Source organism: Streptomyces taklimakanensis (genome assembly GCF_009709575.1).
Classification (GTDB): domain Bacteria; phylum Actinomycetota; class Actinomycetes; order Streptomycetales; family Streptomycetaceae; genus Streptomyces; species Streptomyces taklimakanensis.
Map to the genome: position 1 here is coordinate 1,499,396 of NZ_WIXO01000001.1, position 25,572 is coordinate 1,524,967.

The 25,572-nt window shown below is 74.8% G+C and carries 30 protein-coding genes and 1 other RNA gene; 15 read left to right on the plus strand and 16 right to left on the minus strand.

Annotation, left to right across the window (positions count from 1 at the left end; translation table 11 throughout):
- Positions 1–62: 62 nt before the first annotated feature.
- On the plus strand, positions 63–1,286 hold the full coding sequence (locus tag F0L17_RS06600; protein WP_155070331.1) for a lactate 2-monooxygenase: 1,224 nt from the start codon (positions 63–65) through the stop codon (positions 1,284–1,286).
- Positions 1,287–1,372: 86 nt separating this feature from the next.
- The gene (locus F0L17_RS06605) at positions 1,373–1,597 is read left to right on the plus strand and encodes a hypothetical protein (RefSeq protein WP_155070332.1); all 225 of its coding nucleotides are present in this window, start codon (positions 1,373–1,375) and stop codon (positions 1,595–1,597) included.
- A gap of 35 nt (positions 1,598–1,632) precedes the next feature.
- On the opposite strand, the gene F0L17_RS06610 is transcribed toward F0L17_RS06605, so the two are convergent.
- The 4 genes from F0L17_RS06610 to F0L17_RS28270 form a co-directional block, all read right to left on the minus strand.
- The gene (locus F0L17_RS06610) at positions 1,633–2,370 is read right to left on the minus strand and encodes an HAD family hydrolase (RefSeq protein WP_155070333.1); all 738 of its coding nucleotides are present in this window, start codon (positions 2,368–2,370) and stop codon (positions 1,633–1,635) included.
- Positions 2,371–2,474: 104 nt separating this feature from the next.
- Positions 2,475–2,933, minus strand: coding sequence for a cupin domain-containing protein (locus F0L17_RS06615; RefSeq protein ID WP_202917843.1), 459 nt, complete (start codon positions 2,931–2,933; stop codon positions 2,475–2,477).
- Between the two features lie 133 nt (positions 2,934–3,066).
- A complete protein-coding gene (locus tag F0L17_RS28265) occupies positions 3,067–3,318 on the minus strand; it encodes a Uma2 family endonuclease (protein WP_338018243.1) in 252 nt (83 codons plus the stop codon).
- Positions 3,318–3,464 (minus strand): hypothetical protein, encoded by a 147-nt coding sequence (locus F0L17_RS28270; protein ID WP_338017980.1) that lies wholly within the window; start codon positions 3,462–3,464, stop codon positions 3,318–3,320. The genes F0L17_RS28265 and F0L17_RS28270 overlap by 1 nt, the downstream gene beginning before the upstream one ends.
- Positions 3,465–3,709: 245 nt before the next feature.
- Between F0L17_RS28270 and F0L17_RS06625 the strand changes: the two genes are divergently transcribed.
- Positions 3,710–4,477 carry an ALF repeat-containing protein gene (locus F0L17_RS06625; RefSeq protein ID WP_155070335.1) on the plus strand — a complete coding sequence of 256 codons (768 nt, stop codon included), beginning with the start codon at positions 3,710–3,712 and terminating at the stop codon, positions 4,475–4,477.
- An 89-nt stretch (positions 4,478–4,566) separates the two neighbouring features.
- Here F0L17_RS06625 and F0L17_RS06630 read toward each other — a convergent pair whose 3' ends face one another.
- From F0L17_RS06630 to F0L17_RS06640, 3 genes are read right to left on the minus strand one after another with little or no spacing between them, the layout of a single operon-like run.
- On the minus strand, positions 4,567–4,785 hold the full coding sequence (locus F0L17_RS06630; RefSeq protein ID WP_155070336.1) for a hypothetical protein: 219 nt from the start codon (positions 4,783–4,785) through the stop codon (positions 4,567–4,569).
- Entirely contained in the window at positions 4,782–5,045 is a 264-nt protein-coding gene (locus F0L17_RS06635) for a hypothetical protein (protein WP_162465894.1), read from the minus strand. The genes F0L17_RS06630 and F0L17_RS06635 overlap by 4 nt, the downstream gene beginning before the upstream one ends.
- Positions 5,042–5,278: a hypothetical protein gene (locus tag F0L17_RS06640; protein WP_155070337.1), complete on the minus strand. Its 237-nt coding sequence runs from the start codon at positions 5,276–5,278 to the stop codon at positions 5,042–5,044. Before F0L17_RS06640 ends, F0L17_RS06635 begins: the two co-directional genes overlap by 4 nt.
- Positions 5,279–5,514: 236 nt before the next feature.
- Here F0L17_RS06640 and F0L17_RS06645 point away from each other — a divergent pair, with 236 nt between their 5' ends.
- The 3 genes from F0L17_RS06645 (at position 5,515) to F0L17_RS06655 (ending at position 8,256) form a co-directional block, all read left to right on the plus strand.
- Complete coding sequence (locus F0L17_RS06645; protein ID WP_155070338.1) at positions 5,515–6,759, plus strand: helix-turn-helix transcriptional regulator; 1,245 nt, start codon at positions 5,515–5,517, stop codon at positions 6,757–6,759.
- A complete protein-coding gene (locus F0L17_RS06650; protein ID WP_238419272.1) occupies positions 6,756–7,289 on the plus strand; it encodes a GNAT family N-acetyltransferase in 534 nt (177 codons plus the stop codon). Before F0L17_RS06645 ends, F0L17_RS06650 begins: the two co-directional genes overlap by 4 nt.
- 166 nt (positions 7,290–7,455) lie before the next feature.
- Positions 7,456–8,256 carry an SDR family NAD(P)-dependent oxidoreductase gene (locus tag F0L17_RS06655; protein ID WP_155070340.1) on the plus strand — a complete coding sequence of 267 codons (801 nt, stop codon included), beginning with the start codon at positions 7,456–7,458 and terminating at the stop codon, positions 8,254–8,256.
- Between the two features lie 85 nt (positions 8,257–8,341).
- Here F0L17_RS06655 and rnpB read toward each other — a convergent pair.
- Positions 8,342–8,759: RNase P RNA component class A (rnpB, locus tag F0L17_RS06660), an RNA gene on the minus strand.
- Between the two features lie 97 nt (positions 8,760–8,856).
- On the opposite strand from rnpB, the gene F0L17_RS06665 reads away from it, so the two are divergent.
- Positions 8,857–9,666 carry a MerR family transcriptional regulator gene (locus tag F0L17_RS06665; protein ID WP_155070341.1) on the plus strand — a complete coding sequence of 270 codons (810 nt, stop codon included), beginning with the start codon at positions 8,857–8,859 and terminating at the stop codon, positions 9,664–9,666.
- On the plus strand, positions 9,663–10,532 hold the full coding sequence (locus tag F0L17_RS06670; protein ID WP_338017981.1) for a hypothetical protein: 870 nt from the start codon (positions 9,663–9,665) through the stop codon (positions 10,530–10,532). Before F0L17_RS06665 ends, F0L17_RS06670 begins: the two co-directional genes overlap by 4 nt.
- 46 nt (positions 10,533–10,578) lie before the next feature.
- On the opposite strand, the gene F0L17_RS06675 is transcribed toward F0L17_RS06670, so the two are convergent.
- Both F0L17_RS06675 and F0L17_RS06680 read right to left on the minus strand, forming a co-directional pair.
- Positions 10,579–10,935 (minus strand): hypothetical protein, encoded by a 357-nt coding sequence (locus F0L17_RS06675; RefSeq protein WP_155070342.1) that lies wholly within the window; start codon positions 10,933–10,935, stop codon positions 10,579–10,581.
- Between the two features lie 175 nt (positions 10,936–11,110).
- A complete protein-coding gene (locus tag F0L17_RS06680; RefSeq protein WP_155070343.1) occupies positions 11,111–12,478 on the minus strand; it encodes a DUF2254 family protein in 1,368 nt (455 codons plus the stop codon).
- A 126-nt stretch (positions 12,479–12,604) separates the two neighbouring features.
- Here F0L17_RS06680 and yaaA point away from each other — a divergent pair, with 126 nt between their 5' ends.
- Both yaaA and eda read left to right on the plus strand, forming a co-directional pair.
- On the plus strand, positions 12,605–13,402 hold the full coding sequence (yaaA, locus tag F0L17_RS06685; protein ID WP_162465895.1) for a peroxide stress protein YaaA: 798 nt from the start codon (positions 12,605–12,607) through the stop codon (positions 13,400–13,402).
- 100 nt (positions 13,403–13,502) lie between these two features.
- Positions 13,503–14,249, plus strand: a complete 747-nt coding sequence (eda, locus tag F0L17_RS06690) for a bifunctional 4-hydroxy-2-oxoglutarate aldolase/2-dehydro-3-deoxy-phosphogluconate aldolase (protein ID WP_155070345.1) — start codon at positions 13,503–13,505, stop codon at positions 14,247–14,249.
- Here eda and F0L17_RS26980 read toward each other — a convergent pair.
- Genes F0L17_RS26980 through F0L17_RS26990 form a run of 3 tightly spaced genes read right to left on the minus strand, consistent with a single transcriptional unit; the run spans position 14,224 to position 17,152 of the window.
- Positions 14,224–15,501 (minus strand): bifunctional RNase H/acid phosphatase, encoded by a 1,278-nt coding sequence (locus F0L17_RS26980; RefSeq protein WP_338017982.1) that lies wholly within the window; start codon positions 15,499–15,501, stop codon positions 14,224–14,226. The genes eda and F0L17_RS26980 overlap by 26 nt on opposite strands.
- A 26-nt stretch (positions 15,502–15,527) precedes the next feature.
- Positions 15,528–16,271, minus strand: a complete 744-nt coding sequence (locus tag F0L17_RS26985; RefSeq protein WP_202917958.1) for a zinc ribbon domain-containing protein — start codon at positions 16,269–16,271, stop codon at positions 15,528–15,530.
- On the minus strand, positions 16,268–17,152 hold the full coding sequence (locus F0L17_RS26990; RefSeq protein WP_338017983.1) for a Nif3-like dinuclear metal center hexameric protein: 885 nt from the start codon (positions 17,150–17,152) through the stop codon (positions 16,268–16,270). The genes F0L17_RS26985 and F0L17_RS26990 overlap by 4 nt, the downstream gene beginning before the upstream one ends.
- 196 nt (positions 17,153–17,348) lie before the next feature.
- Between F0L17_RS26990 and F0L17_RS06700 the strand changes: the two genes are divergently transcribed.
- From F0L17_RS06700 to F0L17_RS06715, 5 genes are all read left to right on the plus strand, one after another.
- Positions 17,349–18,668: a hypothetical protein gene (locus F0L17_RS06700; protein WP_155070346.1), complete on the plus strand. Its 1,320-nt coding sequence runs from the start codon at positions 17,349–17,351 to the stop codon at positions 18,666–18,668.
- A gap of 61 nt (positions 18,669–18,729) precedes the next feature.
- Positions 18,730–18,882, plus strand: coding sequence for a hypothetical protein (locus tag F0L17_RS26995; protein ID WP_202917844.1), 153 nt, complete (start codon positions 18,730–18,732; stop codon positions 18,880–18,882).
- A 316-nt stretch (positions 18,883–19,198) separates the two neighbouring features.
- Complete coding sequence (locus tag F0L17_RS06705; protein WP_238420348.1) at positions 19,199–19,792, plus strand: class I SAM-dependent methyltransferase; 594 nt, start codon at positions 19,199–19,201, stop codon at positions 19,790–19,792.
- A 42-nt stretch (positions 19,793–19,834) separates the two neighbouring features.
- Positions 19,835–20,797, plus strand: a complete 963-nt coding sequence (locus F0L17_RS06710) for an N-acetylmuramoyl-L-alanine amidase (protein WP_155070348.1) — start codon at positions 19,835–19,837, stop codon at positions 20,795–20,797.
- A 180-nt stretch (positions 20,798–20,977) separates the two neighbouring features.
- Entirely contained in the window at positions 20,978–21,958 is a 981-nt protein-coding gene (locus F0L17_RS06715) for a DUF5336 domain-containing protein (RefSeq protein ID WP_162465896.1), read from the plus strand.
- Positions 21,959–22,087: 129 nt separating this feature from the next.
- Here the strand turns inward: F0L17_RS06715 and F0L17_RS06720 are convergent, their stop codons facing one another.
- From F0L17_RS06720 to F0L17_RS06730, 3 genes are all read right to left on the minus strand, one after another.
- Positions 22,088–23,155, minus strand: a complete 1,068-nt coding sequence (locus tag F0L17_RS06720; protein ID WP_162465897.1) for a prenyltransferase — start codon at positions 23,153–23,155, stop codon at positions 22,088–22,090.
- On the minus strand, positions 23,152–23,916 hold the full coding sequence (locus tag F0L17_RS06725) for a methyltransferase domain-containing protein (protein WP_162465898.1): 765 nt from the start codon (positions 23,914–23,916) through the stop codon (positions 23,152–23,154). Before F0L17_RS06725 ends, F0L17_RS06720 begins: the two co-directional genes overlap by 4 nt.
- 88 nt (positions 23,917–24,004) lie before the next feature.
- Positions 24,005–25,360 carry a glycosyltransferase gene (locus F0L17_RS06730; RefSeq protein WP_162465899.1) on the minus strand — a complete coding sequence of 452 codons (1,356 nt, stop codon included), beginning with the start codon at positions 25,358–25,360 and terminating at the stop codon, positions 24,005–24,007.
- Between the last annotated feature and the right edge of the window lie 212 nt (positions 25,361–25,572).

A 25,572-nucleotide genomic window follows, 5' to 3' on the forward strand; every position in this document is an offset into this window, starting at 1 on the left:
GCGACCTTGCGCGACCCGCGGAACGCGCGGGAACACGAGGAACGCGAGAGAGGGGACGGACGATGGGCGACACGGACGCGGCCTCCGCGGCGGCCGGAGCGGCCGGAGCGGCCGAGGGGGCGGTGGGCTCGACCTTCGGCGCCTACCAGAGCGAGATCTATCTGAACGGCCTGGACGGCCGGCTCCCGCCCTTCACCACCGACCCCACCGCCCTGGAGGACTCCGCCCGCGAGCGACTGGAGCCCGGCCCGTTCCGGTACGTGGCCGGAGCGGCCGGCTCCGGGGCGACGGCCCGCGCCAACCGGGAGGCGTTCGACCGCCGGCGGATCGTGCCCCGCATGCTGCGCGACGCCACCGTCCGCGATCTGCGCACCACCGTGCTGGGCACCGAGATGCCCGCCCCCGTACTGCTCGCCCCGGTGGGCGTGCAGTCGATCCTCCACCCCGACGGCGAACTCGCCACCGCGCGGGCGGCGACCTCCCTGGGCGTCCCCATGGTGCTGTCCACCGCCTCCTCCCACACCATCGAGGACGTGGCCGGGGCGAGCGGCGACGGACCGCGCTGGTACCAGCTGTACTGGCCGAACGACGACGAGGTCTGCGTCAGCATCCTGGGCCGGGCGAGGGCGGCGGGCTTCACCACCCTGGTGGTCACCCTGGACACCTGGACCCTGGCCTGGCGCCCGCACGACCTGGACCTGTCCTACCTGCCGTTCATCCGGGGCGTGGGCACCGCCATCCCCTTCTCCGACCCGGCGTTCCGGGCGGGGCTGGCCAAGTCCCCGGAGGAGGACCCGATCTCGGCGGTGCTGCGCTGGGTGCCGATGTTCACCGGCACCGACCGCTCCTGGGACCGGCTGCCGTTCCTCCGCGAGCACTGGGACGGCCCCATCGTCCTCAAGGGCATCCAGCACCCGGACGACGCCCGACGCGCGGCGGACGCCGGCATGGACGGGATCGTGGTCTCCAACCACGGTGGACGCCAGGTGGACGGCGCGGTGGCCTCCCTGGACGTGCTGCCGGAGATCGCCGAGGCCGTCGGCGACCGGATCGAGGTGCTGTTCGACTCGGGGGTGCGCACCGGCGCGGACGTCCTCAAGGCGCTGGCGCTGGGCGCGAGGGCCGTACTGGTCGGCCGCCCGTACGCGTACGGCCTGGCGCTGGGCGGCGAGGACGGCGTGCGGCACGTGCTGCGCGGCCTGCTCGCCGATCTGGACCTGACGCTGGGTCTGTCCGGCCACCGCTCCCCGGCGGAACCGTCCCCGGACTCGCTGCGGTACGGCTGACCCGGCCGGCGGCGGACGGGGACGCCCGGATCCGCGCCCCTCCCCGCCACCCGCCACCCCGCCATCCCCACTCACCCGGAGGACCCGTGTCCGTGGTCGTCGCCGCCGTCTCGATCGCCCTCGTGGCCGCCCTGGTCTTCCTGCTCGTCCGGCTGGACTCCTGGCGCCCCCGACGGGGGCGCCCCCACGGGCGGTCCTGTCCGAACTGCGGCGGACGGCGCGTGACCGCGGTCGTCTCCGACGACCGGCTGGACGGGATGCTCGAATGCCGCGCCTGCCACCGCGCCTGGCGCCCCGGCGACCGGCCCTGACCCGTCCCGTCGCGCCGGAAGGCTCGCGCGGGAGGTCAACCGGCGAGGGCGGCCGGCAGCTCCGGCAGGGAGCGGATCACCCGGACCCCCTCGGCGGGCGCCCCCTGGCGGGTGCCGCCCCAGCCGGTGTTCCCCCGGTCCAGCCAGTACGCGCGCAGACCCGCGTCGCGCGCCCCCACCGCGTCGATCGCGTGGTCGTTCCCGACGTAGGCCACCTCGTGCGGCTCCAGGCCCAGCAGGGCGCATCCGGCGAGGAAGATGCCCGGCGCGGGCTTGGCCTCGCCGTGCTCCACCGAGCAGACCAGCGCGTCGCCGAAGTACGCCAGCAGGCCGATGGCCGCCAGCTTCTTCCGCTGGTGCGACAGGGACGAGTTGGAGACCACGCCGAGGCGGTAGCGGGGCGCGAACTCGGTGAGGACGGCCGCGGCGCCGTCCAGGGCCCTGCGCGCGGCGTCCCGGTGGGCCGTGTACCCGGCGAACCAGGCGCCGGCCTCCTCGTCGGACAGGTCGTCCGCCCCCGGCTGCCCGAGACGGGCCAGGAACCGGCGCACCCGGGCGCGCCGGTGCTCGGCGAAGGTGATCTCACCGGCGGTGTAGCGGGCGTACTCGGCCCGGGTGACCTCCCGCCAGAGCGCGACCGCCGCGGAGGGCTCGGAGAAGCGTTCCAACAGGCCCTCGGCGTCCAGATGGGCCAGCAGCCCGGCCTCGTCCGAACCCGAGTAGTCGAACAGCGTGTCGTCGACGTCGAACAGCACCCCGCGCACCGCCACCATGCCGCTCCTCCCCGTCCTGCCGGCCGAACGCCCCGGCGGCCGTCCGGCCTCACCGTGCCGCGAGCATGGCACGCGCCGCCACACCGGCCAAGGGCGCTCGTCGGTCACTCTCCCCCGTACTCGCCGGGCCCCTCGGCCCGCTCCGCCTCCTCCGCGGCGTCGGAGTCGGCCTTGGTGCGGTGCACGGCGCCGTGCGGGTGTTCGGGCGGGGCGTAGAGGGAGTAGAGCTTCAGCGGCTCGTCGCCGGTGTTGACGACGTTGTGCCAGGTCCCGGCGGGGACGAGGACCACCCAGTCGTCGACGACCTCCCGGTCGAAGGTGAGCCGGTCCTTCTCCCCTCCCATCAGCACCCGGCCCCGGCCCGCCTCCACGCGCAGGAACTGGTCGCGGTCGATGTGCATCTCCAGGCCGATCTCGCCGCCCGGCTCGATGCTCATCACCGTCAACTGGAGGTTGGTGCCGGTCCACAGCGCGGTGCGGAAGCGGTCGTTGGTCAGGGTGGCCTGCTCGATGTCGAGCACGTGGGGGCGCGGCCCGTGGTCCTTGAACGCCTCGGAGCTCATGGGAGTGGTCCTTCCGTCGCGTACCGGCATTATCGGCGGTGACCGGCCCCGGGGCGGGGACGCCGGCCCGGCGCGCGGACGGAGTCGGGCACGGGGGCGGACGACCGGGCGGTGACGCGTGCGGCGCGGACCGTCAGGCCATCGGCTCCTTGAGCTCACCGGTCTCCAACACGACCCCCACCGGATCGGGCAGCCGCAGCTCCTCGCCGAGACCGGTCGTGGTGTGCACGTCGCGGTAGCGGCCCTTCTCGGGGTTGGAGTGGACGACGAGCTCGTGGCGCTCGCGGTCGACCAGCAGGTACACCGGGATGCCCGCCGCCGCGTACCCGTCGGGCTTCTCCGCGCGGTCCCGGCCCGGCCGGGTGGAGGTGACCTCGACGACCATCAGCACACCGGCTTGACCCTCAGCTCTCCGTGTACGAATTCCAGCTTCACCGTCCGCGGGGCGGCGGCTTCGAGCTGCTCGAACTCCTCGACGCTCATCTGCGCGGAGTCGTCCGTCCGCGCGGACCGATCGATGGCCATGGTCATCACGGGTCTCCCTTCGCCTCCACGGTAGCGGCGCCGTCCGCCCCGCGCGCACGGTGACGGCGAGTGTCCGGGAGCACGGCGGAGCGGGCGGGCGGTCAGTCGAACGGGTGAAGAAGGTGCCCGGCGCGTGGGCGCGGGGGCGGCAACGACGGCCTGTGAACACTGCCGGGATCTGGTAGTGATCTTGAGGGTGCGCAGGGGTGAGGATCCTCCCACCGACAGCTTCACCACGGAGGCACCCACTCATGAAACCGTCCCGCGCCGCCCTGCTCGTCGCGGCCACCGCCCTGACGCCCGCCCTCCTCCTCACCACCCCGGCGTTCGCCGCCGACCCGGCGGCCGCTCCGACGACCGCGACGGCGACCACGACCACCGCGACCACCGCGTCCGAGAAGCCGGTGGACGAGATGTCGGAGGAGGAGCTGCGCGCCGCGATCCTGCGGATCCTGGCGGACGAGGACTCCGGCAAGGGAGTCGCCCGGGAGGCCAACGAGGCGCTCGACGGCACCGTGGAGGACATGCGGGAGTTCCTGAAGACCGGCTACCGCCTCGCCCAGGCCGAGGACGACCGCGTCGCCATCGCCCGCATCCTGTACCAAGCACAACAGAACGGCGACAAGGCAGTCATCCGCGAAGCCAACAAAGCCCTCGACGACGGCAGCCCCGAAGCCGCGCGCGCCTTCCTGGAAACCGGCTACCGCCTCGCCCAAGCCGAAGACGACCGCGTCGCCATCGCCCGCATCCTGTACCAAGCACAACAGAACGGCGACAAGGCAGTCATCCGCGAAGCCAACAAAGCCCTCGACGACGGCAGCCCCGAAGCCGCGCGCGCCTTCCTGGAAACCGGCTACCGCCTCGCCCAAGCCGAAGACGACCGCGTCGCCATCGCCCGCATCCTGGCGGACCCGACCATCAGCGACGCCCTCCGCGAGGCCGCGGAGGAGGTCATCGACGGCACGCCGGAGGAGCTGCGGTACTTCCTGGAGACCGGGCGGTACGAGGTGGACGCCTAGCCCCACGGCCCCGTCCGGCACCGCACCGAACGGGCAGGGCCCCCGCATTCCCGAGCGGGGGCGGGGCGGGCGCGGGGCACAGTCGTTCGTCAGCGCCTCCCCGTCTCCCCCACCGACGGAAGCGGCCCCCGGCCGGACACGGGTGCGTCGTCGTCGAGGACCGTGACGGGCAGCGCGCCGGGGACGGCCGGGGCGATCCCCGCGGAGCCGGCCACGGCTCCGAGGCCGAGCACGTTCGCGGCGGCGAGGACGACCCCGGCCACGAGCCCGTCCGGCTCCGGCAGGCGAAAAGGGCGGCGGGCGCTCACCCGGCAACCTCCCGGATCGCGTCCAATTCGGTGGTCCACTCCACGCCGCCCCCGACCGGAGCCAGCCACGCCACCGGCGGACCGCTCCCCGGCCGGAGCGCCGGGGCCACACACACGGTGGCGCTGTCCGGCTCGGGGCAGACCGCCCGCAGGATCCCGGTCCGCCCGGTGGCGGTGTCCAGCACGGTCCGCCCCAGCAGCGGGTGCTCCCGGTGCCCCAGCCCGGTTTCCCGCCCCGTCTCCCGCCCGGCCGCCCTCACGGCGCGCTCCGCAGATCGCCGACCTCGGCCCACCAGCGCGGCTCGCGTCTGCCCTCGGGGCGCAGCAGAGCCCGCGCCGGGCGGCCCGCCCCTTCGGTGTGGACCTTCCCGGCGGCGTCCCGCAGGAGCAGGACCACCGCGACACGTCCTGTCCCGGCGTCCAGGACGCGCATGCCGACCGCCGGCCAGGAGAACGCTCCGGTGGACGCGGGGCCGCCTGTGGTCGTGGTCATCGTCGTCGTCATCGCCTCGTTCCGGGGCTCTGGGAGCTGACCGCCGCCTCCCGCCGCCTCGGCGGGCCCGCGGCTCCTGTCCCACCCAGTCAACGGCCGCGTGCTGCGGGGGATAAGGAAAAGCCGGGCCACCGTGGACCGTCCCCAACCGGAAATTTCCCCTCATCGACTTCTACGCAGTGCCTCCGAGTGGCTACTTTGAGTCAGTGCAGAGGAACCAGTACCTCAGAAGTCGCATGCTCGAAGCGGGCCTCACCCAGGAGGAGTTGGCCGAGGCCGTCAATCTCCGGCTGCGCTCCGACGGGCACGAGGGCACCGTCAGCGACCGGACGGTGCGCAACTGGCTGGCCGGAAAGACGGTTTGGCCGCATGCTCGGCAGAGGCAGGCTTTAGAAGCGGTGTTCGGTTGCGCCGTCGAGGAGTTGGGCTTCACACCTCCGGCGGGCGGATGCGGCACCGCGCCCTCACCGGAGCAGGAGGAGCCCGTGCGACGCCGCCATTTCCTCACCGCCACCACCGGGACGACCGCCGCAGCCGTCCCCCTGGTCGCCGCCGCCCGACCGTCCTCCGTCGGCACCTCCGACGTGATCCGGCTCCGCGAGGGCCTGGAGACGCTGACCACTCTGGACCACACCCGGGGCGGGCACGAAAGCCTGGAACGGGCGGCTCTGTCCGGCGCCGCCCAGGCGCTGGGGATGCAGGAGCGGGCGGCCTCCCAGCGCGTGAGGCAACGCCTGTTCGGCGTGGCGGCCGACTACACAGCAGCCGCCGCCTGGTCCGCGATCGATGCCCGTCACCGCAAGCAGGCTCAGCAGTATCTGGATCGCGCGCTGTACCTGTCACGGATGTCCAGGAACCACACTGCGGAGCTGAGGGTGTGGAACTCGTACGCGATGCTGGCCCGTGAGAGCGGAGACTACACGCAGGTCGTGGACGCCGCGCAGGCAGCACAGACCACCACCGCCGCCCGCCGTGACCCGTTCTTCGCCTCGCTCGCCCACGCCCGCACCGCAACCGGCCATGCCTATCTCGGTGACCGCCAAGCCGCCCTGCGGTCTCTCGGGTATGCCGAAGAGGCCCTGGCCAAGGCCGATCTGCAAACGTCTCGGCCGAGTTGGGCCGTCTTCTACGGCCCTGGGGAGTTGTACGGACTCACCTCGATCATTCACGGCCGACTCGGTGATCCGGCCAGGGCCGAGGCCGCCTCTCACAAGGATCTGGCCGCCACCCCTGCCCGGTTCCGCCGCAACCGGGCCATGGGCACGGCGTGGCTCGCCCTGGCACAACTCCACCAGCGCGATGTCGAGCAGGCGTGCGCCACCGCCGAGACGGTTTTCGATCTGATGGAGGGCGACCCTCTCCCGGGCAGGATGCGTTCCCTGCTCGGCGACTTCCACCGCGACCTGATCACCATCGCCCCCGACTCCGCCGCCGCACGGGAGTGGGCCGACCGCCACCGCACCGAATGGACCCTCGCATGACGATCGCCGCCGGCCTGGATCTGCGCCACTACACCCACGACGACCTGCCGGAGATCCGGCAGACCCTCCTGGACGTGCACGCCGACGCCTACGTGGACCGGCTGGACGATCCGTTCGTCCAGCGCTTCCCCTGGTTCGTGGACCACTGGGGCGGCAATCCCGGCTTCTCCTGCCTGATCGGTTACGACGGCGGCGAGCCGGTGGGCTACGCCTACGGCGCACCGGCCACGCCCGGCCGCGAGTGGTGGCGGGAGTACCTGGACCCGGCTCCCGAGGCGTCCGACACGTTCGCCGTCTCGGAGCTGATGGTGCGCCCGCGCTGGCGCAAGACCGGCGCCTCCCGGCTCCTGCACCATGGGCTGCTGGCGAAGCGCGGCGAGGACCTGGCCGTCCTGCTGGTGGACGTCAAGCGCCCCAAGGTGCAGGCCCTGTACGAGTCGTGGGGCTACCGGAAGGTCGGCGAGCGGCAGCCCTTCGCGGACTCCCCGCTCTTCGCCGTCATGCTCGCCGAACTGCCGCTGCCCGGCTGATCCCCCCGTGCGGCGCGGACCCGTGCGGCGTACGCGACGCCCGATCCGCCGGAGCCGGCATGACGCCGCCCACGGTGGGACATCCTTCACCTCGAAACCACCACCGCACACCGCGGGACCCGGTCGGACCCCGCGTCCGGCCCACACAGGAGACGAGGCAGGCCACATGGACAACCCCTTACCCGCGAAGGTCGCCGTCGTCGGCGGCACGCGCGGCATCGGCGCCGCGATCACCTCCACGTTCGTGACCGCCGGGGCGGACGTCCTGCTGACCGGGCGCAGCGTTCCGGAGCGCGTGCTGGAGACCTTCCGGGCAGCCGGGCGCCGTGCCGGGCAGACCGTGGAGGGGCTGGCCCTCGACGTCACCGAGCGCGACTTCGCACACCGGTTGGCCGAGTCCGCCCGGACCTCGCTCGGCGGCCTGGACGTGCTGTGCCTCAACGCCGGTGTCTTCCCCAACAAGCCGCTGGCGGACATGACGCACGCCGACGTACGCGAGGTCTTCGCCACCAACGTGGAGAGCCAGATACTCGCCGTCACGGCGTGCGTGCCGCTGCTGCGGGAGTCCGGACGCGGCCGGATCGTGTTGACGTCCTCGATTACGGGCCCACTCACCGGCTTTCCGGGCTGGAGCCACTACGGCGCGAGCAAGGCCGCACAACTGGGCTTCATGCGGACGGCCGCGCTGGAGCTCGCCCCGTACGGCATCACCGTGAACGCGGTGGCTCCCGGCAACGTGTTGACCGAGGGGCTCGAGGAGTTGGGGGAGGCCTACCTCGCCCAGATGGCCGCGACCGTTCCCCTGGGCCGCCTCGCCCGACCGCAGGAGATCGCCGACGTGGTGGAGTTCCTCGCCGGTGAACGGGCGTCGTTCATCACGGGACAGGCCATCACCGTCGACGGCGGCCAGACCCTGCCCGAATCACCGGAAGCGGTGCTGCCGACCGGTACGGACGCCCCGTCCTGACCCGCGGCACCGCGGCTCGGCCGAGGGGTGTCGCCCTCCGCTCCCGCCCGGGGCAACCGGCCCGGTCGCCCCCGCCGAACGGCGGCAGACGAGTCGCGCTGTACGCCGGGTTCTGTCTCCGGTGGGCCTCGCGGCCCGCCGGGAGGCGGTCATCCATCTGGGACCGGTGTCGCCACCGGCCTCGTGCGGTCTACCCGCGGACTCGGGCGGGCCGCCCTCGATCATCCGCGCAGAGCCGCCGTCCCTGCCGGGACGGCAACCCCTCTTGACCTTGCTCCGGGTGGGGTTTACCGAGCCGCCCAGGTCACCCTGGGCGCTGGTGGTCTCTTACACCACCGTTTCACCCTTACCGGGGGCGGTGAGGCCCCCGGCGGTCTGTTTTCTGTGGCACTTTCCCGCGGGTCACCCCGGGTGGGCGTTACCCACCACCCTGCCCTGTGGAGCCCGGACGTTCCTCGACGTTCACCCCGGAGGGATTCCGCCGCGACCGCCCGCACGACTCGTCTGCCGTACCGCCCATGCTACCCGTCGCCGGCCGGGCCGCCGGGCGCCCGGTCCTCCCTTGACCTTGTCGCGGCGTCAATGTGTTGACTCGGCCCCATGAGGATCGGCGAACTGGCCGCCCTGGCGGGGGTCACCACCCGCACCGTGCGGCACTACCACCAGCTGGGCCTGCTGCCCGAGCCGGCGCGGCGCGCGAACGGCTACCGCGAGTACGGGCTGCGCGACGCGGTGCTGCTGGCCCGGGTGCGGCGGCTGACGGAGCTGGGGTTGAGCCTGGAGGAGGTCCGCGACGTCCTGGCCGTCGGCGCTTTTGGAGCCGGGAGCGAGCTGCGCGAGGTACTGGCCGAACTGGACGCCGATCTGGCCCGGCAGGAGGAGGCGCTGCGCGCGCGGCGGGCCCGGGTGCGCGCGTTGCTGCGGCTGGCCGAGCGCGGCGAACTGCCGGCCGAGGGGCCGGTCTCCCCCGCACTGGCCGCGCTCTTCGGCGAGATGGGCCGGGCCGCGGCGGACCTGCCCGGCCCCGAGCCGTCGATGGCGGCCCGGGAGCGGGAGTTGCTGGCCCTGTTGGAGACGACCATGCCGCCCGAGGCCGGCCGGGAGCTGGTCGCCGCGCTGGGGTCCGTGGGCGGCGATCCGGCGGCGATGGCCCGGATGTACGAGGTGTACGCGCTGCTGGACGGGCTGGCGGAAGCCGAGGCGGACGATCCGCGCGTGGCGCAGGCGGCGCGGGCGGTGGCGGACGCCGTACCGGACGCGGTGCTGGAGACGGTTGCGGGTCGGTCGGGCACCGCGTCCGGCTCGGACGCTCCCGGTGGTTTCGCCAAGGTGTTGTTCGCCGACTTCTCCCCGGCCCAGGCGGAGGTGCTGCGGCAGGCGATGCGGCTGCTGGCGGAGCGCGCCCGGTGAGCCCGGCGGGGCGGGCGGCGCGACGGGGTCGGTGGGGCCGGTGGGCCCTGCTCACGGTGGTGCCGGCCGAGCTGGCGCTGGTGGTCTGCCTGGCGGCCGGGGTCGCGGTGCCGGTGCCGCTGGTGGTGTTCGCCGAGGTGCTGGTGGGGTGTGCGCTGGGCGCGGAGGCGGTGACCGTCGCGCGGCTGTGGCGGCGGGCGCGCGGGCGGGGCCTGGGGCGCCGGGAGGCGGCGCGCGCGGCCGTGCGGGGCGCCGTGCCCGCCCCGGTGCGGCGGCTGGTGGCCCATGAACTGCTGGTGATGGCGAGCCTGGCCCGCTGGGTGGTCCGGCGTCCGCACGGGGTGGGCGCCGGGGACACGGTCGCCGGGTACGCGGCCGGTCAGGCGCCGCTGGTGTACGGGCTGCTGTTCGTGACGGTGGTGGAGACGGTGGGCATGGCGGTGCTGCTCCCCTGGCCGGTGGTCCACCTGGTGGTGCTGGTGCTGGACGGGTGGGGCGCGGTGATGCTGCTGGGGCTGCACGCCGCCTGCGCGGTGCGCCCGCACGTGGTGGGCGCGGACGGCTCCCTGCGGGTGCGGTACGGCGCGCTGGTGGACGTGCGGGTGCCGGCCGGGCTGATCGTCTCGGCGCGGGTGGAGCACCGTTTCCCTTCGGGCCGGCTGCTCCGGGTCGCGGACGGGGTGATGGAGCTGGTGGTCGGTGGGCGGACCACGGTGACGGTGGAGCTGGACACGCCCGTGGAGGTGGTCCGGCCGCTGGGCGGCCGGGAGCGGGCCCGGGTGGTGCGCTTCTGCGCCGACGACCCGCGTGCGACGGTCGCCGCTCTCCGGGAGGCGGGCGGGGTCCGGACCGCCTCCGCCGGCTGACCGGCGCCGGCGCCCGACCCGTCACGGGCCGGGCGCCCTCCGTCCGTCAGGATTTCTCCTCGTCGCCGAACATCTCCTTCCGGGTGGACTTCCCGGTGCTGCGGTCCTTCGTCTCGCCGCCGGACTCGGCCGGGTCGGCCCCGATCGCCTCACGGGCGGCCTCGCCGCCGGTGCTGCGGTCGCCGAGGTCGGCGCCGGAGCGGGGCATGCCCTCGGTGCCCCGGACGTTCCCGGTTCCCTTCCCGGAGGTGTCTCCGCCACCCGAGGTCTTCTCCCGCTTCGCCCGTCCGCCCGCGGCGGCCGGGTCGACGCGGCCCTTGGCGGTCTCCCCGGACAGATGGCGGTTGCGTTCCCGGGCGACCTCCGCCAGGTCCTCGTCGCGGTTCCTGTCCTGCCTGGCCATGTGTTCCTCGCTTCCCCGGCCGTCCGGTGCCTTCCGGGCGGCCGTGTCGGACCGCCGCCCCTCACCCGGACGGATCCCCCGACGGGATCACCGGGGCGTTCCTTCTCCGCGCGTGGGTGCCCGTCCGGCGGAACCGTATGCCTCCGCCCGCCCCCCGGTTCGGGAGGGCGGGCCGCTACGCCGACCGCGTCTCGCCGCTGCGGTCCAGGTACGCCTCGGCCGTCCGCCCGTCCAGCGCCGCCAGGACGCGTCCGTGGAGATCGTGGATCTGTTCGGCGTCCCGGGGCCCGACGGAGGGGGCCAGCGTCTCCAGGACCAGGTCCGCCGCCCGCCGGGTCTCCGCGGCGGACGGCTCGTCGCGCACGGCCGTGGCCAGGTCGCGCAGCATGCGCAGCAGCGCCGCCAGGACGGTGGGTTCGGCGGCGGCGAAGCGCCGCAGTTGCCCGCAGGTCAGATCGAGGTAGTACCGCAGGTCGCGGTCCGGGACGACCGCTCGCCCGACGCCGTCCCCGTCCCTGTGCGCGGTCGCCCCCAGGCGGCACCCGGCGAGCTTCACCAGTAGGTCGGCCATGTGGCCGATGGCGGTGATGGCGGAGACGGGGTCGTTGATGCCCGGCGACACCGCCTTGACCGCGATGTCCTCCAGCTGGCGGAAGCCGAAGGCCACGTCCTGCTCCAGGGTCCGCTCGTAGCCGAGCAGCACGGTGTCGTGGATCGCATCGACCGCGGGCCCCTCCCCGGGGTGTGGGCCCAGTGCCCCGGTGGACGGATCGCGCCTCCACACGGTGGCGACCGGGGTCCCGGCGACGACCAGGTCGCCGGGCCGGACGAGGAGCCGCACCACGGCCTCCCCGCGCCGCGCGCCCGCCACCAGCCTGTCGACGCGGACCAGCCGAACGAAGCCGCTGCTCCGCCCGTACACCGTCGTGCCGGGCGCCTCGTCCAGGCCGAGCTCTTCCGGGGAGAGCCGGGCCGGTTCGTCCCGGCCGGGGTAGAACATCCTGATCGCCTGGCCGGTCTCGTCGTGGACGGACACCATCATGGAGTCCACCCGCACCTCGCGGACGATGTGGGAGAGGAACGCCAGCACGGCCGCCAGCGACGCGACACCGAGCGTGCAGGCGAGGAACACCGAGACGGTGGGCACCGGCTGCTTCGCGTCGAGGAAGGCCAGGGTCGTGAGCGCGAACACGGACGTGGCGATCAGGACGGCCAGGACGGACTTGATCACCCTGTCGCGCGCGTACCGCCGCAGCAGCCGGGGCGAGAACTGCTGCGAGGCGATCTGCAGCGTCACCACGGTGACGCTGAAGGTCAGGGTGGTCACCGTGACGGATGCGGTGGCCACCGCCTGGATCGCCGTGGAGGCGGAGTTGACGTCGCCGGGCCACAGGCCCGACAGCGCGCTGCCGGCCGCGGGCCGCAGCGGCCCCAGCACCAGCGCCGCGGCGAAGGCGCAGACGCCGCCGACGGCGGGCCAGGTCCACAGGGGTTGACGGGATCCTTCGGCATGGGGCGTCCCGATGCCCGGAAAGTGCTTCACCCCGGCTCGGCTACCCGTCACCGCCGTCGGCACCCGCCGCCCGGAACCATCGCGTCCGCCGAGCGGACGTACGCTGCTGAGCGCGCCGGTCGCCGTGGCGCACGTACCACCTGTGAGGAGAACACCGTGCTCGTCCTGCTGCCGCCGTCCGAGGGCAAGGCCACCGGGGCCACCGGCCCCGCGCTCGATCTGGGCGCGCTCTCGCTGCCCGGCCTGACGGCCGCCCGCGAGGCGGTGCTGGAGGAGTTGGTGGAGCTCTGCTCGGCCGACGAGGAGAAGGCCCGCGAGGTGCTCGGGTTGAGCGAGGGGCTGCGCGGCGAGGTGGCGCGCAACGCCGCGCTGCGGACGGCGCCGACGCTGCCGGCGGGCGAGGTCTACACCGGTGTGCTCTACGACGCGCTGGACCTGCCCTCGCTGGACGCGGCGGAGCGGGAGCGGGCCGGGCGCCGGTTGCTGGTGTTCTCCGGACTGTGGGGCGCGGTGCGGATCGACGACCCGATCCCGCCCTACCGCTGCTCGGGCGGGGTGCGGCTGCCGGGGCTGGGGAACCTGGGCCGCCACTGGCGGGAGCCGCTGGCGGCGGTGCTGCCCGAGGCGGCGGGCGACGGGGTGGTGCTGGACCTGCGGTCGGCGGCGTACGGGGCGATGTGGAAGCCGAAGGGCGGGCTCGCCGAGCGCACCGCGACGGTGCGGGTGCTCCAGTCGAAGGTCGTCGACGGCGTGGAGAAGCGGTCGGTGGTCAGCCACTTCAACAAGGCCACCAAGGGGCGGATCGTCCGCGCGCTGCTGCGGAGCGGTGCGGAGCCGGACGGTCCGGCGGAGTTGGTCGAGGTGCTGCGCGGGCTGGGGTACACGGTGGAGTGCGCGGCCCCGGCGAAGGGCGGCACCTCGTGGCGGCTGGACGTGGTGGTCACCGAGGTGTGAACCGGGGTGCGAGGGTCGTACGGCCGTCATTCCTCACCGTGCGTTGCAGCATGCGCAACATCCGTTGCGGAGTGTGAAAGCGGGGCGGCAGGATGGCGCCATGACCACCGCGCCGTCCCCACCGCCCGTGCCCTCCTCGTCCTCTCCGTCCCCTCCGCCCCCTCCGCCCCTTCCGCTCTCCCTGATCGACGGTCCCGTGCTGCCGGTCGTCGTCCTGGAGGACGGCGCCGATCCCGGTGACGCCGTCGCGGCGGCCCGGGCGCTGGTGGCGGGCGGTCTGCGCGCGGTCGAGATCACGCTGCGCACCCCGGGCGCCCTGGCGGCGCTCCGCAGGGTCGCGGCGGAGGTGCCCGAGGCCGTGGTCGGCGCGGGCACGGTGCTGGACGCCGGGCAGGTGGCGGCGGCCGCGGACGCCGGGGCCCGCTTCCTGGTCTCCCCCGGCTGCACCGGGCGACTGTTGGAGGCGGCGCGTGCCTCGGCGGTGCCGTTCCTGCCGGGGGTGTCCACCGCGTCCGAGGCCATGGCGCTGTTGGAGCGGGGGGTGACCCAGATGAAGTTCTTCCCGGCCCGCGCCGCGGGCGGCCCGGCGTATCTGGCGTCGCTGGCCTCGCCGTTGCCGGCGGTGCGGTTCTGCCCGACCGGCGGCATCGCCCCGGACACGGCGGGGGCCTATCTGGACCTCCCCAACGTGGCCTGCGTCGGCGGGAGTTGGATGCTGCCGTCCGAGGCGGTGCGCGCCCGGGACTGGGCTCGCGTCGAGCGCCTGGCCCGCGAGGCGGCCCGCCTGGACGGGCCGCGCCGACGCCCGGCGGAGGGGGACGTCAGCGCAGGTGGGAGGTGTCGTTGAGCAGCCGCAGCGAGGCGTTGCCGTCGGCGTAGTACGCCACCGCCGTCAGGGAGGCGGCCGACAGTTCGATCCGGAACAGCGACTCCAGCGGGGCGCCCAGGGCCCGGCAGGCCAGGACCTTGACGGGCGTGACGTGCGAGACGACCAGCACGGTGCGGCCCCGGTGACGTTCCAGGAGCCGGTCGCGGGCGGCCTCGACGCGGCGGGCGACGGACGCGAACGACTCGCCGCCGGTGGGGGCCGTGTGGGGGGAGGCCAGCCAGGCGTTCAGATCCTCGGGGTGGCGTTCGCGCACCTCGGCGAAGCTCAGCCCCTCCCAGGCCCCGAAGTCGGCCTCGCGCAGATCCTCGTCGATCTCCACCGCCAGGCCGAGGCGGTCGGCCACCGCCTGTGCGGTCTGGCGACAGCGGGTCAGCGGGGAGCTGACGACGGCCTGGACCGTGCCGCGTGCCGCGAGCGCGGCGGCGGCCGCCTCGGCCTGGCGGTGCCCGGTGTCCGACAGCTCCGGATCGGTGCCGTTGCTCCCGGAGAAGCGCTTGTGCGGGGTGAGCGGGGTCTCGCCGTGCCGCAGCAGCACGAGGGTGGTGGGGGTGCCCAGGTCCGCCGCCCAGCCCCGGGGGGCGGCGGCGGCCTCGGGTGCCGTGGGGTCGGTTTCCGCGCCCCGTCGTTCCGGGCCCGGTGTGCGGGAGGTGTCCCGTGCGCCGTCCACCGCCCGGCGCACGGCGGCCCGCGCCGCCGCCCGCGCCTCGGCGGAACCCTCGGCGCCGGCCGGTGCGGGGGCGGGCTCCGGGGCGGCGGTGGGCTCCGGGGCGGGGGCGGCGAGTTCCGCGGTGGAGGTCGACGGCTGCCAGGTCTCGCCGCGGCGGCCGGCGTCCATGGCCTCGTTCGCCAGCCGGTCCGCGTGACGGTTGCTCTCGCGCGGGATCCACTCGTAGGCGACCGCCTCCGGCGGGAAGACGGACCTCGCCTCCATGGCCAGCGGCCGCATGTCGGGGTGCTTGATCTTCCAGCGTCCCGACATCTGCTCGACGACCAGTTTGGAGTCCATGCGCACCCGCACCGTCGCCTCCGGGTCGAGCGCGTGGGCCGCGCGCAGCCCCGCGATCAGACCGCGGTACTCGGCGACGTTGTTGGTGGCGGTGCCGATGTACGCGGCCGTCTCCGACAGGACCTGCCCGGTCCCGGCGTCGCGGACCACGGCGCCGTACCCGGCCGGCCCCGGGTTGCCGCGCGACCCTCCGTCGGCCTCCACGACGAGGGTCCTGGGGGAACGCGCCGTCACAGCCCGGACTCGGGGGTGCGCACCAGGACGCGGCGGCAGTTCTCGCAGCGCACCACCGCGTTCGCCGGGGCCTGGCGGATCTCGTTGATCTCGGTGATGTTCAGCTCCAGGCGGCAGCCCTCGCAGCGCCGCTGGTAGAGGCGGGCCGCGCCGACGCCGCCCTGCTGGTCGCGCAGCTTGTCGTAGAGCTTGAGCAGGTCGGCGGGGACGGAACCGGCCACCACCTGGCGTTCCTTGGTCACCGTGGCGGTCTCGGCGTCGATCTCCGCCAGCGCCGCGTCGCGCCGCGCCACCGCGTCGTCGATCTTGGCCTGGACGGACTCCACCCGCCGCGCCAGCTCTCCGGCCCGCTCCTGCGCGGACTCGCGGCGCTCCATGATCTCCAGGACGACGTCCTCCAGGTCGCTCTGGCGCCTGGCGAGGGAGGCGATCTCCTTCTGGAGGTTTTCCAGGTCCTTGGGAGAGGTGACCGCGCCGGAGTCCAGGCGTTCCTGGTCGCGGGTGGCGCGCTTGCGCACCTGGTCGACGTCCTGTTCGGCCTTGGTCTGCTCGCGGGCGGTGTCGCTCTCCTCCGTCTGCGCGGCGACCAGCAGGTCGCGCACCTGGGCGAGGTCGGCGTTCAGGCCGTCGATCTCGGCGTGCTCGGGCAGGTTCTTCCGGCGGTGCGCGAGCTGGGTGAGCCGGGTGTCCAGGGCCTGGACGTCGAGGAGGCGGATCTGGTCGGCGGGCTCGGCGTTCAGTTGGGGGCTCCTGTGATGGTGGTGGGGGCGGTGTCGGCGGCGGGGCCGGCGGCCGCGTGGGTGGTCCAGGGGTCGGTGACCGTGCGGGAGACGTGGACGCGCAGTCCCCAGCCGTGCCGCTCGGAGATCGCGTCGAGCTGGGCGGCGGCCTGCTCGCACCAGGGCCACTCGGTGGCCCAGTGCGCGGCGTCCACCAGCGCGAGTCCCCCGTCGGGGGTGCCGTGCTGCACGGCCTCGGAGGCCGGGTGGTGGCGGAGGTCGGCGGTGACGTAGGCGTCGACGCCGGCCGCCCGCACCTCGTCGAAGAGGCTGTCGCCGGAGCCGCCGCAGACCGCGACGGTGCGCACCGGCCGGTCGGGGTCGCCGGCCGCCCGCACGCCCTGGGCGGTGGCGGGCAGGGCCGCCGCGACCCGCTCGGCGAAGCGTCCCAGCGGCTCGGGCGCGTCCAGTTCGCAGATCCGCCCCAGGCCGCGACGGCCCGCGGGGTCGGTCGGGTCGGGCACCAGCGGGCCGGTGACCCGCAGCCCGACGGCCTCGGCGAGGGCGTCGGAGACCCCGGGGGCGGCGCGGTCGGCATTGGTGTGCGCGACGTGCAGGGCGATCCCGGCGCGGATCAGGGTGTGGACGACCCGGCCCTTGAAGGTGCCGGCGAAGACCGTGGTGGTGCCGCGCAGGTAGAGGGGGTGGTGGGTGATCAGCAGGTCGGCGCCGAGCTCCACCGCCTCGTCGGCGATCTCCCGCACCGGGTCGACGGCGATCAGCACCCGGCCCACCTCGGCGTCGGGGTCTCCACAGACCGTTCCGACGGCGTCCCACTGCTCGGCCCGCTCGGGGGGCCACAGTTCGTCGAGCGCGGCGATGACATCGGAGAGTGCAGGCACGGGTGAGAGGTTACCTTCCACGCGCCCCCGTGCGACGGCCCCGTACGGGACGGGGACATCCGGGGCGCGCACAGCACATCGGACGGCAGTTTCTCCGGAGAAACCGCCCTCTGTCCCCCATACGTGTGAAGGCGCCCTCCTCGCGCCCTCACCGGGAGGCACGAAAACTAGTTTCGTGACCGGAGGTGATGGGACGATGACACTCCGTACTGTCGATGCCGCGCCCGGTGAGGGTGCGAGATCGGCGTGCTCCGGCTTCGCGATCGCCGCGGACGGCTCCTACGCCGCCCGGCTCGTCCCGGCCGGCGACGGGCGGGGCCGAACGCCCGAGCGCTGGACCCTGGACGGCCCCGAGCCGTACGCGGTGCCGTTGCCCGGTCCGCGGCCGGAGGGGCCCGGCACCGAGGTGTCGCCGCTGTCCGACGGGCGGGTGTTGATCCGCCGGAAGATCGCCGACCGCCACCACCTGGCCCTGCTCTACCCCACCGGTCCGGGCACCGGCGAACTGCACCTGGGCACCGTGGAGCGCGACCGGCTGTGGCTGCTGCCGCCCACGCCGCGCGGCGCCTCGGCCCACGCCCTCTCCCCCGGCGAGCGCGGCACGACGGTGTGGTTGGTGCACGGCGGCCCCCACGGCCCCGAGCCGGTCGCCGAGGTGTCCGGCCGCTGCTCGGGCGGGGTCTGGTTGGACCGCGAGGGACGGTTGCTGGCCCTGGACCGCACCGACGCCTCGGGCCGCACCAAGACCGTCGTCGTCGATCTGGAACGCGGCGGCGAGGTGTCGCCGCTGCTGCAGATCACCGACGACAGCGACGACCGGCTGCTGCTGGCCGACCCCGACAGCGGGCTGCTCCTGGTGCGCTCCGACGCGCCGGGCGAGGCCCGGCTGGGCTGGGGGGTGCTCGGCAGTCACCGTCCCGTTCGCTTCCCCGACGCCCTGCGTCCGCCCGGGGTCGCGCTGACTCCCTTCGCCGTCCAGCCCGGCCAGGCCCTCGACCCGGAGGGCTGCGCGGTGGCGCTGCGCGTGGACGGACCGAACGGCACGTGGGTGGCGGTGTGGTGGCCGGCCCGGCGGAGGCTGCGGCACCTGGCGGCCCCGCCCGGATGGGTGCGCGGCACGGGGCTGTGGACGACCGACGGCGAGTTGCGGCTGCCGTACGCGGGGGGTCAGACGCGGTGCGGTCTGGCCCGCGTCGCGCTGCCGCGCCCGGAGCCGGAGCCGCCGGCGGCAGCGGCGACACGCTCGTCGGACTCCGCGTCGGGCTCCGTGTCGAACTTCGTGTCGGACTCCGTGTCGAACCCCGCCCCGGGCCCGGTTCCGAGAGCGCCGGCGGGGCCCTCCCCGCACGCGCCGTTCGCGCCGTTCACGCCGCTGCCCCGCCCCCGCGACCGACGCCCTCCGGAGCCGGCGGAAGCGGAACCGATCGGTCCACCGATGGGGCGCCCACTGCCCTTCCGACCTGTGCCGTTGCAGCAGGCGCCCCTCGCGCGAAACCATGCGGAACGAAGATCGTAGAACTACTACGATCTGGTCCGGTACGGAGTGAAGAGACCGCGATCCACGGAGTACTTCCGCGATGTCCCAGACCCAGACCGAGACGAGCCGCGAGACCACCGAGGGCCGGGGCCGGCACCGCGGCCCGGCCGCCGTCGGCGAGGAGGCACGGGTGCCCGCCCAGGGCCGCCACCGCCGCCCCTCCGCACAGGAGCGGGACGGCCGGGACGGCTGACCGGGCCCTCCCCCGCCCCACCCCCGGCACCCGGGCCCGGGACACCGCGACACCCCGCGGCGTCCCGGGCCCGGCCCGTTGCGGGGCCGGGGGCGGGACGGGGGCCGGATCCTCCACCCGGCCGACCCCGCCCGCTCCGGCCGGCGGCCCGTGCGGCAGCATGAGGGACGCCGCCACCGGACCCACCGGACCGGATCCGGGCAGGTCGGCAGGGGTCAGGAGGTCGTCCGTGCAGTCCGCAGTCACATCGTCGAAGAAGCCGTCACCGGAGCCGTCGCCCGAGGTCTTCGACGCCTTCGAGGCGGCGAAGGGGTTCATGCCCGCCGACGAGGGGCTGGCGCTGTACGCCGCCGCCGTCGACGCGGCGCGGCTGGGACTGCCGCTGCTGGAGATCGGCACGTACTGCGGTCGCTCCACCCTCCTGCTGGCCGACGCCGCGCGCCGGGCGGAGGGGGACGTGACCGTCCTCACCCTCGACCACCACCGGGGCAGCGAGGAGCAGCAGCCGGGCTGGGAGTACCACGACCCGGAGCTGGTCGACCCCGAGGTCGGGCTGATGGACACCCTGCCCTTCTTCCGCCGCACCCTGCACGCCGCCGGGCTGGAGGACCACGTCGTCGCGCTCGTCGGCCGTTCGCCGCGGGTGGCATCCGTGTGGGGCGGTCCGCTCGGGCTGGTGTTCGTCGACGGCGGTCACACCGACGAGCACGCCACGGCCGACTACGAGGGCTGGGCGCCGCACCTGGCCGAGGGCGGGCTGCTCGTCGTCCACGACGTCTTCCCGGACCCGGCCGACGGCGGCCGAGCCCCCTACCGGATCTACCGCCGGGCGCTGGCGTCGGGCGCCTTCGTCGAGGAGCGCGCGGTGCGCTCGCTGCGTGTGCTGCGGCGGACCGGCCCGGGAATCTGACCGGCGGCCCCACGCGTCGCGCGGCACCGATACGATCCGACCATGTCCCTCCGCAGACGACTGCTCGTCGTCCTCGCGATCGTGCTGCCCGTCTGTCTGGCGGGCTGGGTGGCGTGGCGGTCGACGCGGGCGGACGGCGACCGGACGCCCGGCGCGGCCCCCGTCCCGGCGGCGTCTTCCCCGACGGCCTCCTCCTCGACGGCGGCCGCCGAGGAGCCCTCGCCGGCTGCCTCCCCCTCCCTGTCCCCCTCCCTGTCCCCTTCCGGGTCCGCGGGCCCCGACGGGAGGGACGGGGCGGAGGATCCCGACGAACCCCTGCGCGGCCGGGTGGTCGTGCTCGACCCCGGGCACAACCCGGGCAACCGCGAGCACGTCCGCGAGATCGCGCGCCGGGTGGACGTCGGCACGCACCGCAAGGAGTGCGACACCACCGGCACCGCGACGAACGCCGGCTACCCGGAGGCGGCGTTCACCCTCGACGTCACGCGGCGCGCCCGCGCCCTGCTGGAGGAGCGGGGCGCCGTGGTGGTCCTCACCCACGACGGCGACCGTCCGTTCGGGCCGTGCGTGGACGAACGCGCGGTGATCGGCAACGAGGCGGGGGCCGACGCCGCCGTCTCGGTGCACGCCGACGGCTCCGGGGAGGGCAACCGCGGCTTCCACGTGATCGTCCCCGCGCGGGTGACGGCGGGCGCCGCCGACACCACGGGGATCACCGGCCCGTCGCGCCGGTTGGGCCGGCACCTGGTCGACGCCTTCGCCGAGGCGACCGGCACCGGGACGGCCGACTACCTGGGCGGGGCCGTGGCCGACACCGGCCTGGTGACCCGCGGCGACCTGGGCGGGCTGAACCTCTCCCGGGTGCCCAAGGTGTTCCTGGAGTGCGGCAACATGCGCGACGCCCGTGACGCCGGTCTGCTGACCGACCCGGCGTGGCGGGACCGGGCGGCCCACGGCATCGCCGACGGCGTCACGGCCCATCTGCTCGACACCGACGGGCGTTGACGGCGCGTGACGGCGGGCACGACGGCCGGCGGTGGCGGGGGCCGCGGAGGCGGTCCGCGCCGCGGGCGGCGGGACGGCATGGGGTACGCGCACCCGCCGGAGTCCGACAGGCGTCCTTCCGTACGATAGGGCCCGCCCCCCGTCTGACCAGACCATGACCAGACCGACTAAGGACCTCACGTGAACATCCGCTCGCTCACCCGAAGCGATGGCGCGGTAATCGGAGCAGCGGTGCTGCTGTTCATCGCCTCGTTCCCCGCCTTCTTCAAGGCCGACGAATGCACCGCGAACTGCACGGTCAACAGCTGGGAGCCCGCGCTCTTCCCGCTCCTGCCGACCGTGACGCTCGCCGCGCTGATAGCGGCCGCCCTGATCGCCGTCGGGCGGATGCTGCCCGGGGAGCGCAAGGTGGCCGGGCTCGGCCTCGACCAGTGGGGCACCGCGCTGGCCGTCTTCGTCGGTTGGTCGGCACTGTGGTCGATGTTCGCCAACGTCATGCCCGACCCCGAGGGCCAGAACCTCAACGACGTGCTGGACCTGGGCGTGGGGGCCTGGTTGACCCTCGTCGGCGGTCTGTTGATGGCCGCCTTCGCCGTCCTGGGCAACAGCGTCGCCGCGCTGAAGGCCCCGCTGGTCCCGGCCCCCAAGCCGCAGGCCCCGAACCCCTACGGTCCGGGCCCGCAGATGGGCGGCTACGGCTACCCCGGCGCTCCCGGCGGACCGCAGCCCGCTCAGCCCGGCCAGCCGCAGGGCGGCTACGGCTACCCCGGCGGCCCCGGCGGACCGCAGCCCGGCCAGCCCGGCCAGCCGCAGGGCGGCTACGGCTACCCCGGCGGCCCCGGCGCTCCCGGCGGACCGCAGCCCGTTCAGCCCGGCCAGCCGCAGCAGTCGTACGGCGGTGGCGGGCCGATGCAGCAGCAGTCGGCTCCGGCGGGCGGCGGAGCCGCCCCGGCGCCCGACCCGAACTTCCAGCCGTTCTGGTTCGCCGTGCCGGTCGCCCGGCCGCTGTTCTCCGAGGACGGCACCCCCGGCCCGGTCGCCGAACTGGCTCCGGGCACCTGGTACCTGGCGGTCGAGCAGCGTGGTCAGGCGCTGGTGGCGCAGACGCAGGACGGTCGTCGGGGCGTCCTGCAGGACACCTCGGGCATCCAGCGCGGCTGAGCCCGCCCGAGGGACGTGCGTCCGGGGCGCCCCCGGACGCGCCGACGGCAGGACCCCCGTCCGACACCGGACGGGGGTCCTGCCGCTCCGCCCCCGGCCCGTGCGACGGGCCCGGGGCCCGGGCCCGGCTCAGCAGCAGTCCGGCTCCGGGCCCGACGGCAGTCCCTCCCCGCCGAAGACCGCCACCGTGGCCTCGTCGCCGCCCAGGGCGGCCACGGCCAGCAGCAGCGAGCCCGCGGTCCAGGAGGTCAGCTCCTCCGGCCAGAACGCGTCGTCCTCGAAGACGTACCCGGTCCAGTACAGGCCGCCCGGCTCCCGCAGACGCTGCATCCACCGCAGGATCTCCAGGGCCCGGTCGGACTCCCCCATCACCCACAGGGCGAGGGCCAGCTCGGCGCTCTCCCCGCCGGTCACCCACGGGTTGGGCAGGACACAGCGCACTCCCAGGCCGGGGACGACGAAGCGGTCCCAGCCGGACTCGATGCGCTCCTTGGCCGCCGGGCCGGTCACCGCCCCGCCCAGGACGGGGTAGTACCAGTCCATGGAGTAGCGCGACTTGTCCAGGAAACGCTCGGGGTGGTGCCGGATCGCGTGGCCGAGCCGCCCCAGCGCCGGCTCCCACCCGGGCTGCGGCTCCTCGCGGTGCCCGGCGAGCGCCAGCGCGCAGCGCAGCGCCTGGTGAACGGAGGAGCAGCCGGTCAGCAGGGCGTCGGTGACGGGCGTCCCGTCGGCCTCCCGCTTCCAGCCGATCTGACCGCCGGGCTGCTGGAGTTCGAGGACGAACTCGACGGCCGCGACGACCACCGGCCACATGCGCTCCAGGAACGTGTCGTCCCCGGTGGCGAGGTAGTGGTGCCAGACCCCGACGGCGACGTAGGCGCAGAAGTTGCTCTCCTTGCCCGGGTCGGTGGGGCGCCCGGCGTCCCCGTCGGCGTAGGCGGCGTACCAGGAGCCGTCGGCGTTCTGGTGCTCGGCCAGCCAGCGGTAGGCGGCCTCGGCCCGTTCGTGCTCGCCGGCCGCGTCCAGTGCCATGGCGGCCTCGACGTGGTCCCAGGGGTCGAGGTGGTGGCCGCGGAACCAGGGGATGGCGCCGTCGTCGCGCTGGAGGGCGGCGATGCCGGCCACGGTCCGCCGCACCTGCTCGGCGGTGAGGACGCCCGGCAGGGCGAGCCGTTCGGTGCGGCCCGGGCTCGTCACGCCCGCTCCCCGCCGAGAGGCGCGTCCGCGTCGGAGGGCGGGTGGGGTTTGGTCGCGTATGCCACGAAGCTCTTGCCCAGCACGGGGTTGAGGAGGTCCTCGGCGAGCCGGGTGGCCAGCGGCTTCTTCATGATGTCCCAGACCAGCAGCTTGTGGTACGCGCGGACCGGCAGCGCGGCCTCGTCGCCGTCCCGGTTCACCCCGAAGGCACACTTGAGCCACCAGTACGGGGAGTGCAGCGCGTGCGCGTGGTGCGTGCCGTACGGGCGCAGCCCGGCCTCGCGCATCTTCGCCAGCAGTTCGTCGGCGCGGTAGATGCGGATGTGGCCGCCCTCGACCTCGTGGTAGGCGTCGGAGAGCGTCCAGCAGACCTTCTCCGGACCGTAGCGGGGCACGGTCACCGCGATCCGGCCGCCGGGACGCAGCACGCGGACCATCTCGGCGAGGACGCCCTTGTCGTCGGGGATGTGCTCCATCACCTCGGAGACGATCACGACGTCGAAGCTGTCGTCGGGGAAGGGCAGGGCGAGGGCGTCGCCCTCCAGGGCGGTGGCCTCGGCCCCCGCCGGTGCCTCCCCCGCCTCCCTCATCGCCGCGAACCACCTGGCGACCTCGCGGATCTCCTCGCCGTTGCGGTCGAGGGCGACGACGCGGGCGCCGCGCCGGTAGCACTCGAAGGCGTGACGGCCCGCGCCGCACCCCAGGTCCAGGACCCGGTCACCGGGGGCGAGCGGGAAACGGGAGAAATCCACGGTCAGCACTTGGCGGGTCTGCCTTCCTCGGTGACGGTCCGACGGTCCTGGGGTGCGGGTGCGGGTGCGGGTGCGGTGGCTCGGGGCGCGGACGGGGCTAGGGGAGGGCCGGCGCGGCGGCGCCCGCGGGGCGGGACGCGAGGGCGGCGCGGTAGTGCTCCACCGTGCCTCGGGCGGCCTGTTCCCAGGTGAAGCGGCGCAGCACCCGCTCCCGACCGGCCGCGCCCAGCCGCACCCTCAGCTCCGGATCGCCCAGCAGGCGGCCCAGCGCCGCGGCGAGCGCGCCGGCGTCTCCCGGGGGCACCGCCAGGCAGGTCTCGCCGTCGGGTCCGGCGACCTCGGGGATCGCGCCGCCGGTGGTGGCGACCAGCGGGGTGCCGGTGGCCATGGCCTCGGCGGCGGGGAGGGAGAAGCCCTCGTAGAGGGAGGGGACGCAGGCGACCTGGGCGCCGCGCACCAGGTCGGCCAGTTCCCGGTCGTCGATGCCCTTGACGAACTCGACCGCGCCGCCGAGGCCGTAGCGCTCGACGGCGTCGGCCACGGGGCCCTTCTCGGGACGCTTGCCGACGACCACCAGGTGGGCGTCGGCGTGTTCGGTGCGGACCTTGGCCAGCGCCTCGACGAGGTGGACGAGGCCCTTGAGGGGGACGTCGGCGCTGGAGGTGGTGACGATGCGTCCGGGCACCTCGGGCACGGACGCGTCGGGCGAGAACAGCCGGGCGTCGGCGCCGATGGGCACGACGTGGATCCGCTCGGGGCGCACCCCGAGGTCCTCGGTGATCTCCCGGCGGGAGGAGCCGGAGACGGTCAGCACGGTCGGCAGCCGCCGGGCGACGCGCTTCTGCATCCGGGTGAAGCCGTACCAGCGGCGCACCGAGGCCCGCCGCTTCCAGCCCTCGGCGGCGGCCAGGTCCAGCCGGCGGTCCACGGTGATGGGGTGGTGGACGGTGGTGATCAGGGGGAAGCCGAGCCGTTCCAGGCCGAGCAGCCCGTAGCCGAGGGTCTGGTTGTCGTGGACGACGTCGAACTGCCCGCGCCGGGCGGCCAGGTGACGACGGGCGCGCAGCGAGAAGGTCAACGGCTCGGGGAAGCCACCGGTCCACATGGTGGCGACCTCCAGCGCGTCGATCCAGTCGCGGTACTCCTCGCGCTTCGGCGTGCGGAAGGGGTCGGGCTGGCGGTAGAGGTCGAGGCTGGGGAGTTCGGTGAGGGTGACGCTCCCCGGCAGGTCCCGGTCGTCGTCCAGGACGGGGTAGGGCTGGGCGCCGATGACCTCGACGCGGTGGCCGAGGCGGGCCAGTTCACGGGAGAGGTGGCGGACGTAGACGCCCTGCCCGCCGCAGAACGGGTTCCCCTTGTAGGTGAGCAGCGCGATCCGCAGCGGCCGGTCGCCGTCGGCGGCCGCGCTCGCCAGGGGTCCGGGCACGGCGTCCCGGGTGGCCTCTGCCGTCACTCACGGCCCCCTTCTGGCAGGTCCTCGCGGCGGAACTTCCGCCGGAGCGTAACCGCTCGCATTAATCTGGAACAAGTTTCAAAGAGGCCCGGACGCGCTCGGCGGGTGCCCCGGTCCGGTGGCGCCCCGCGGTCCGGACCCGCAAGATTACCGGCCGGTAGGCGATCCGGAGCGAGCCGGTCCGGGTGATTCACACCACGGCCCCCTCCTGG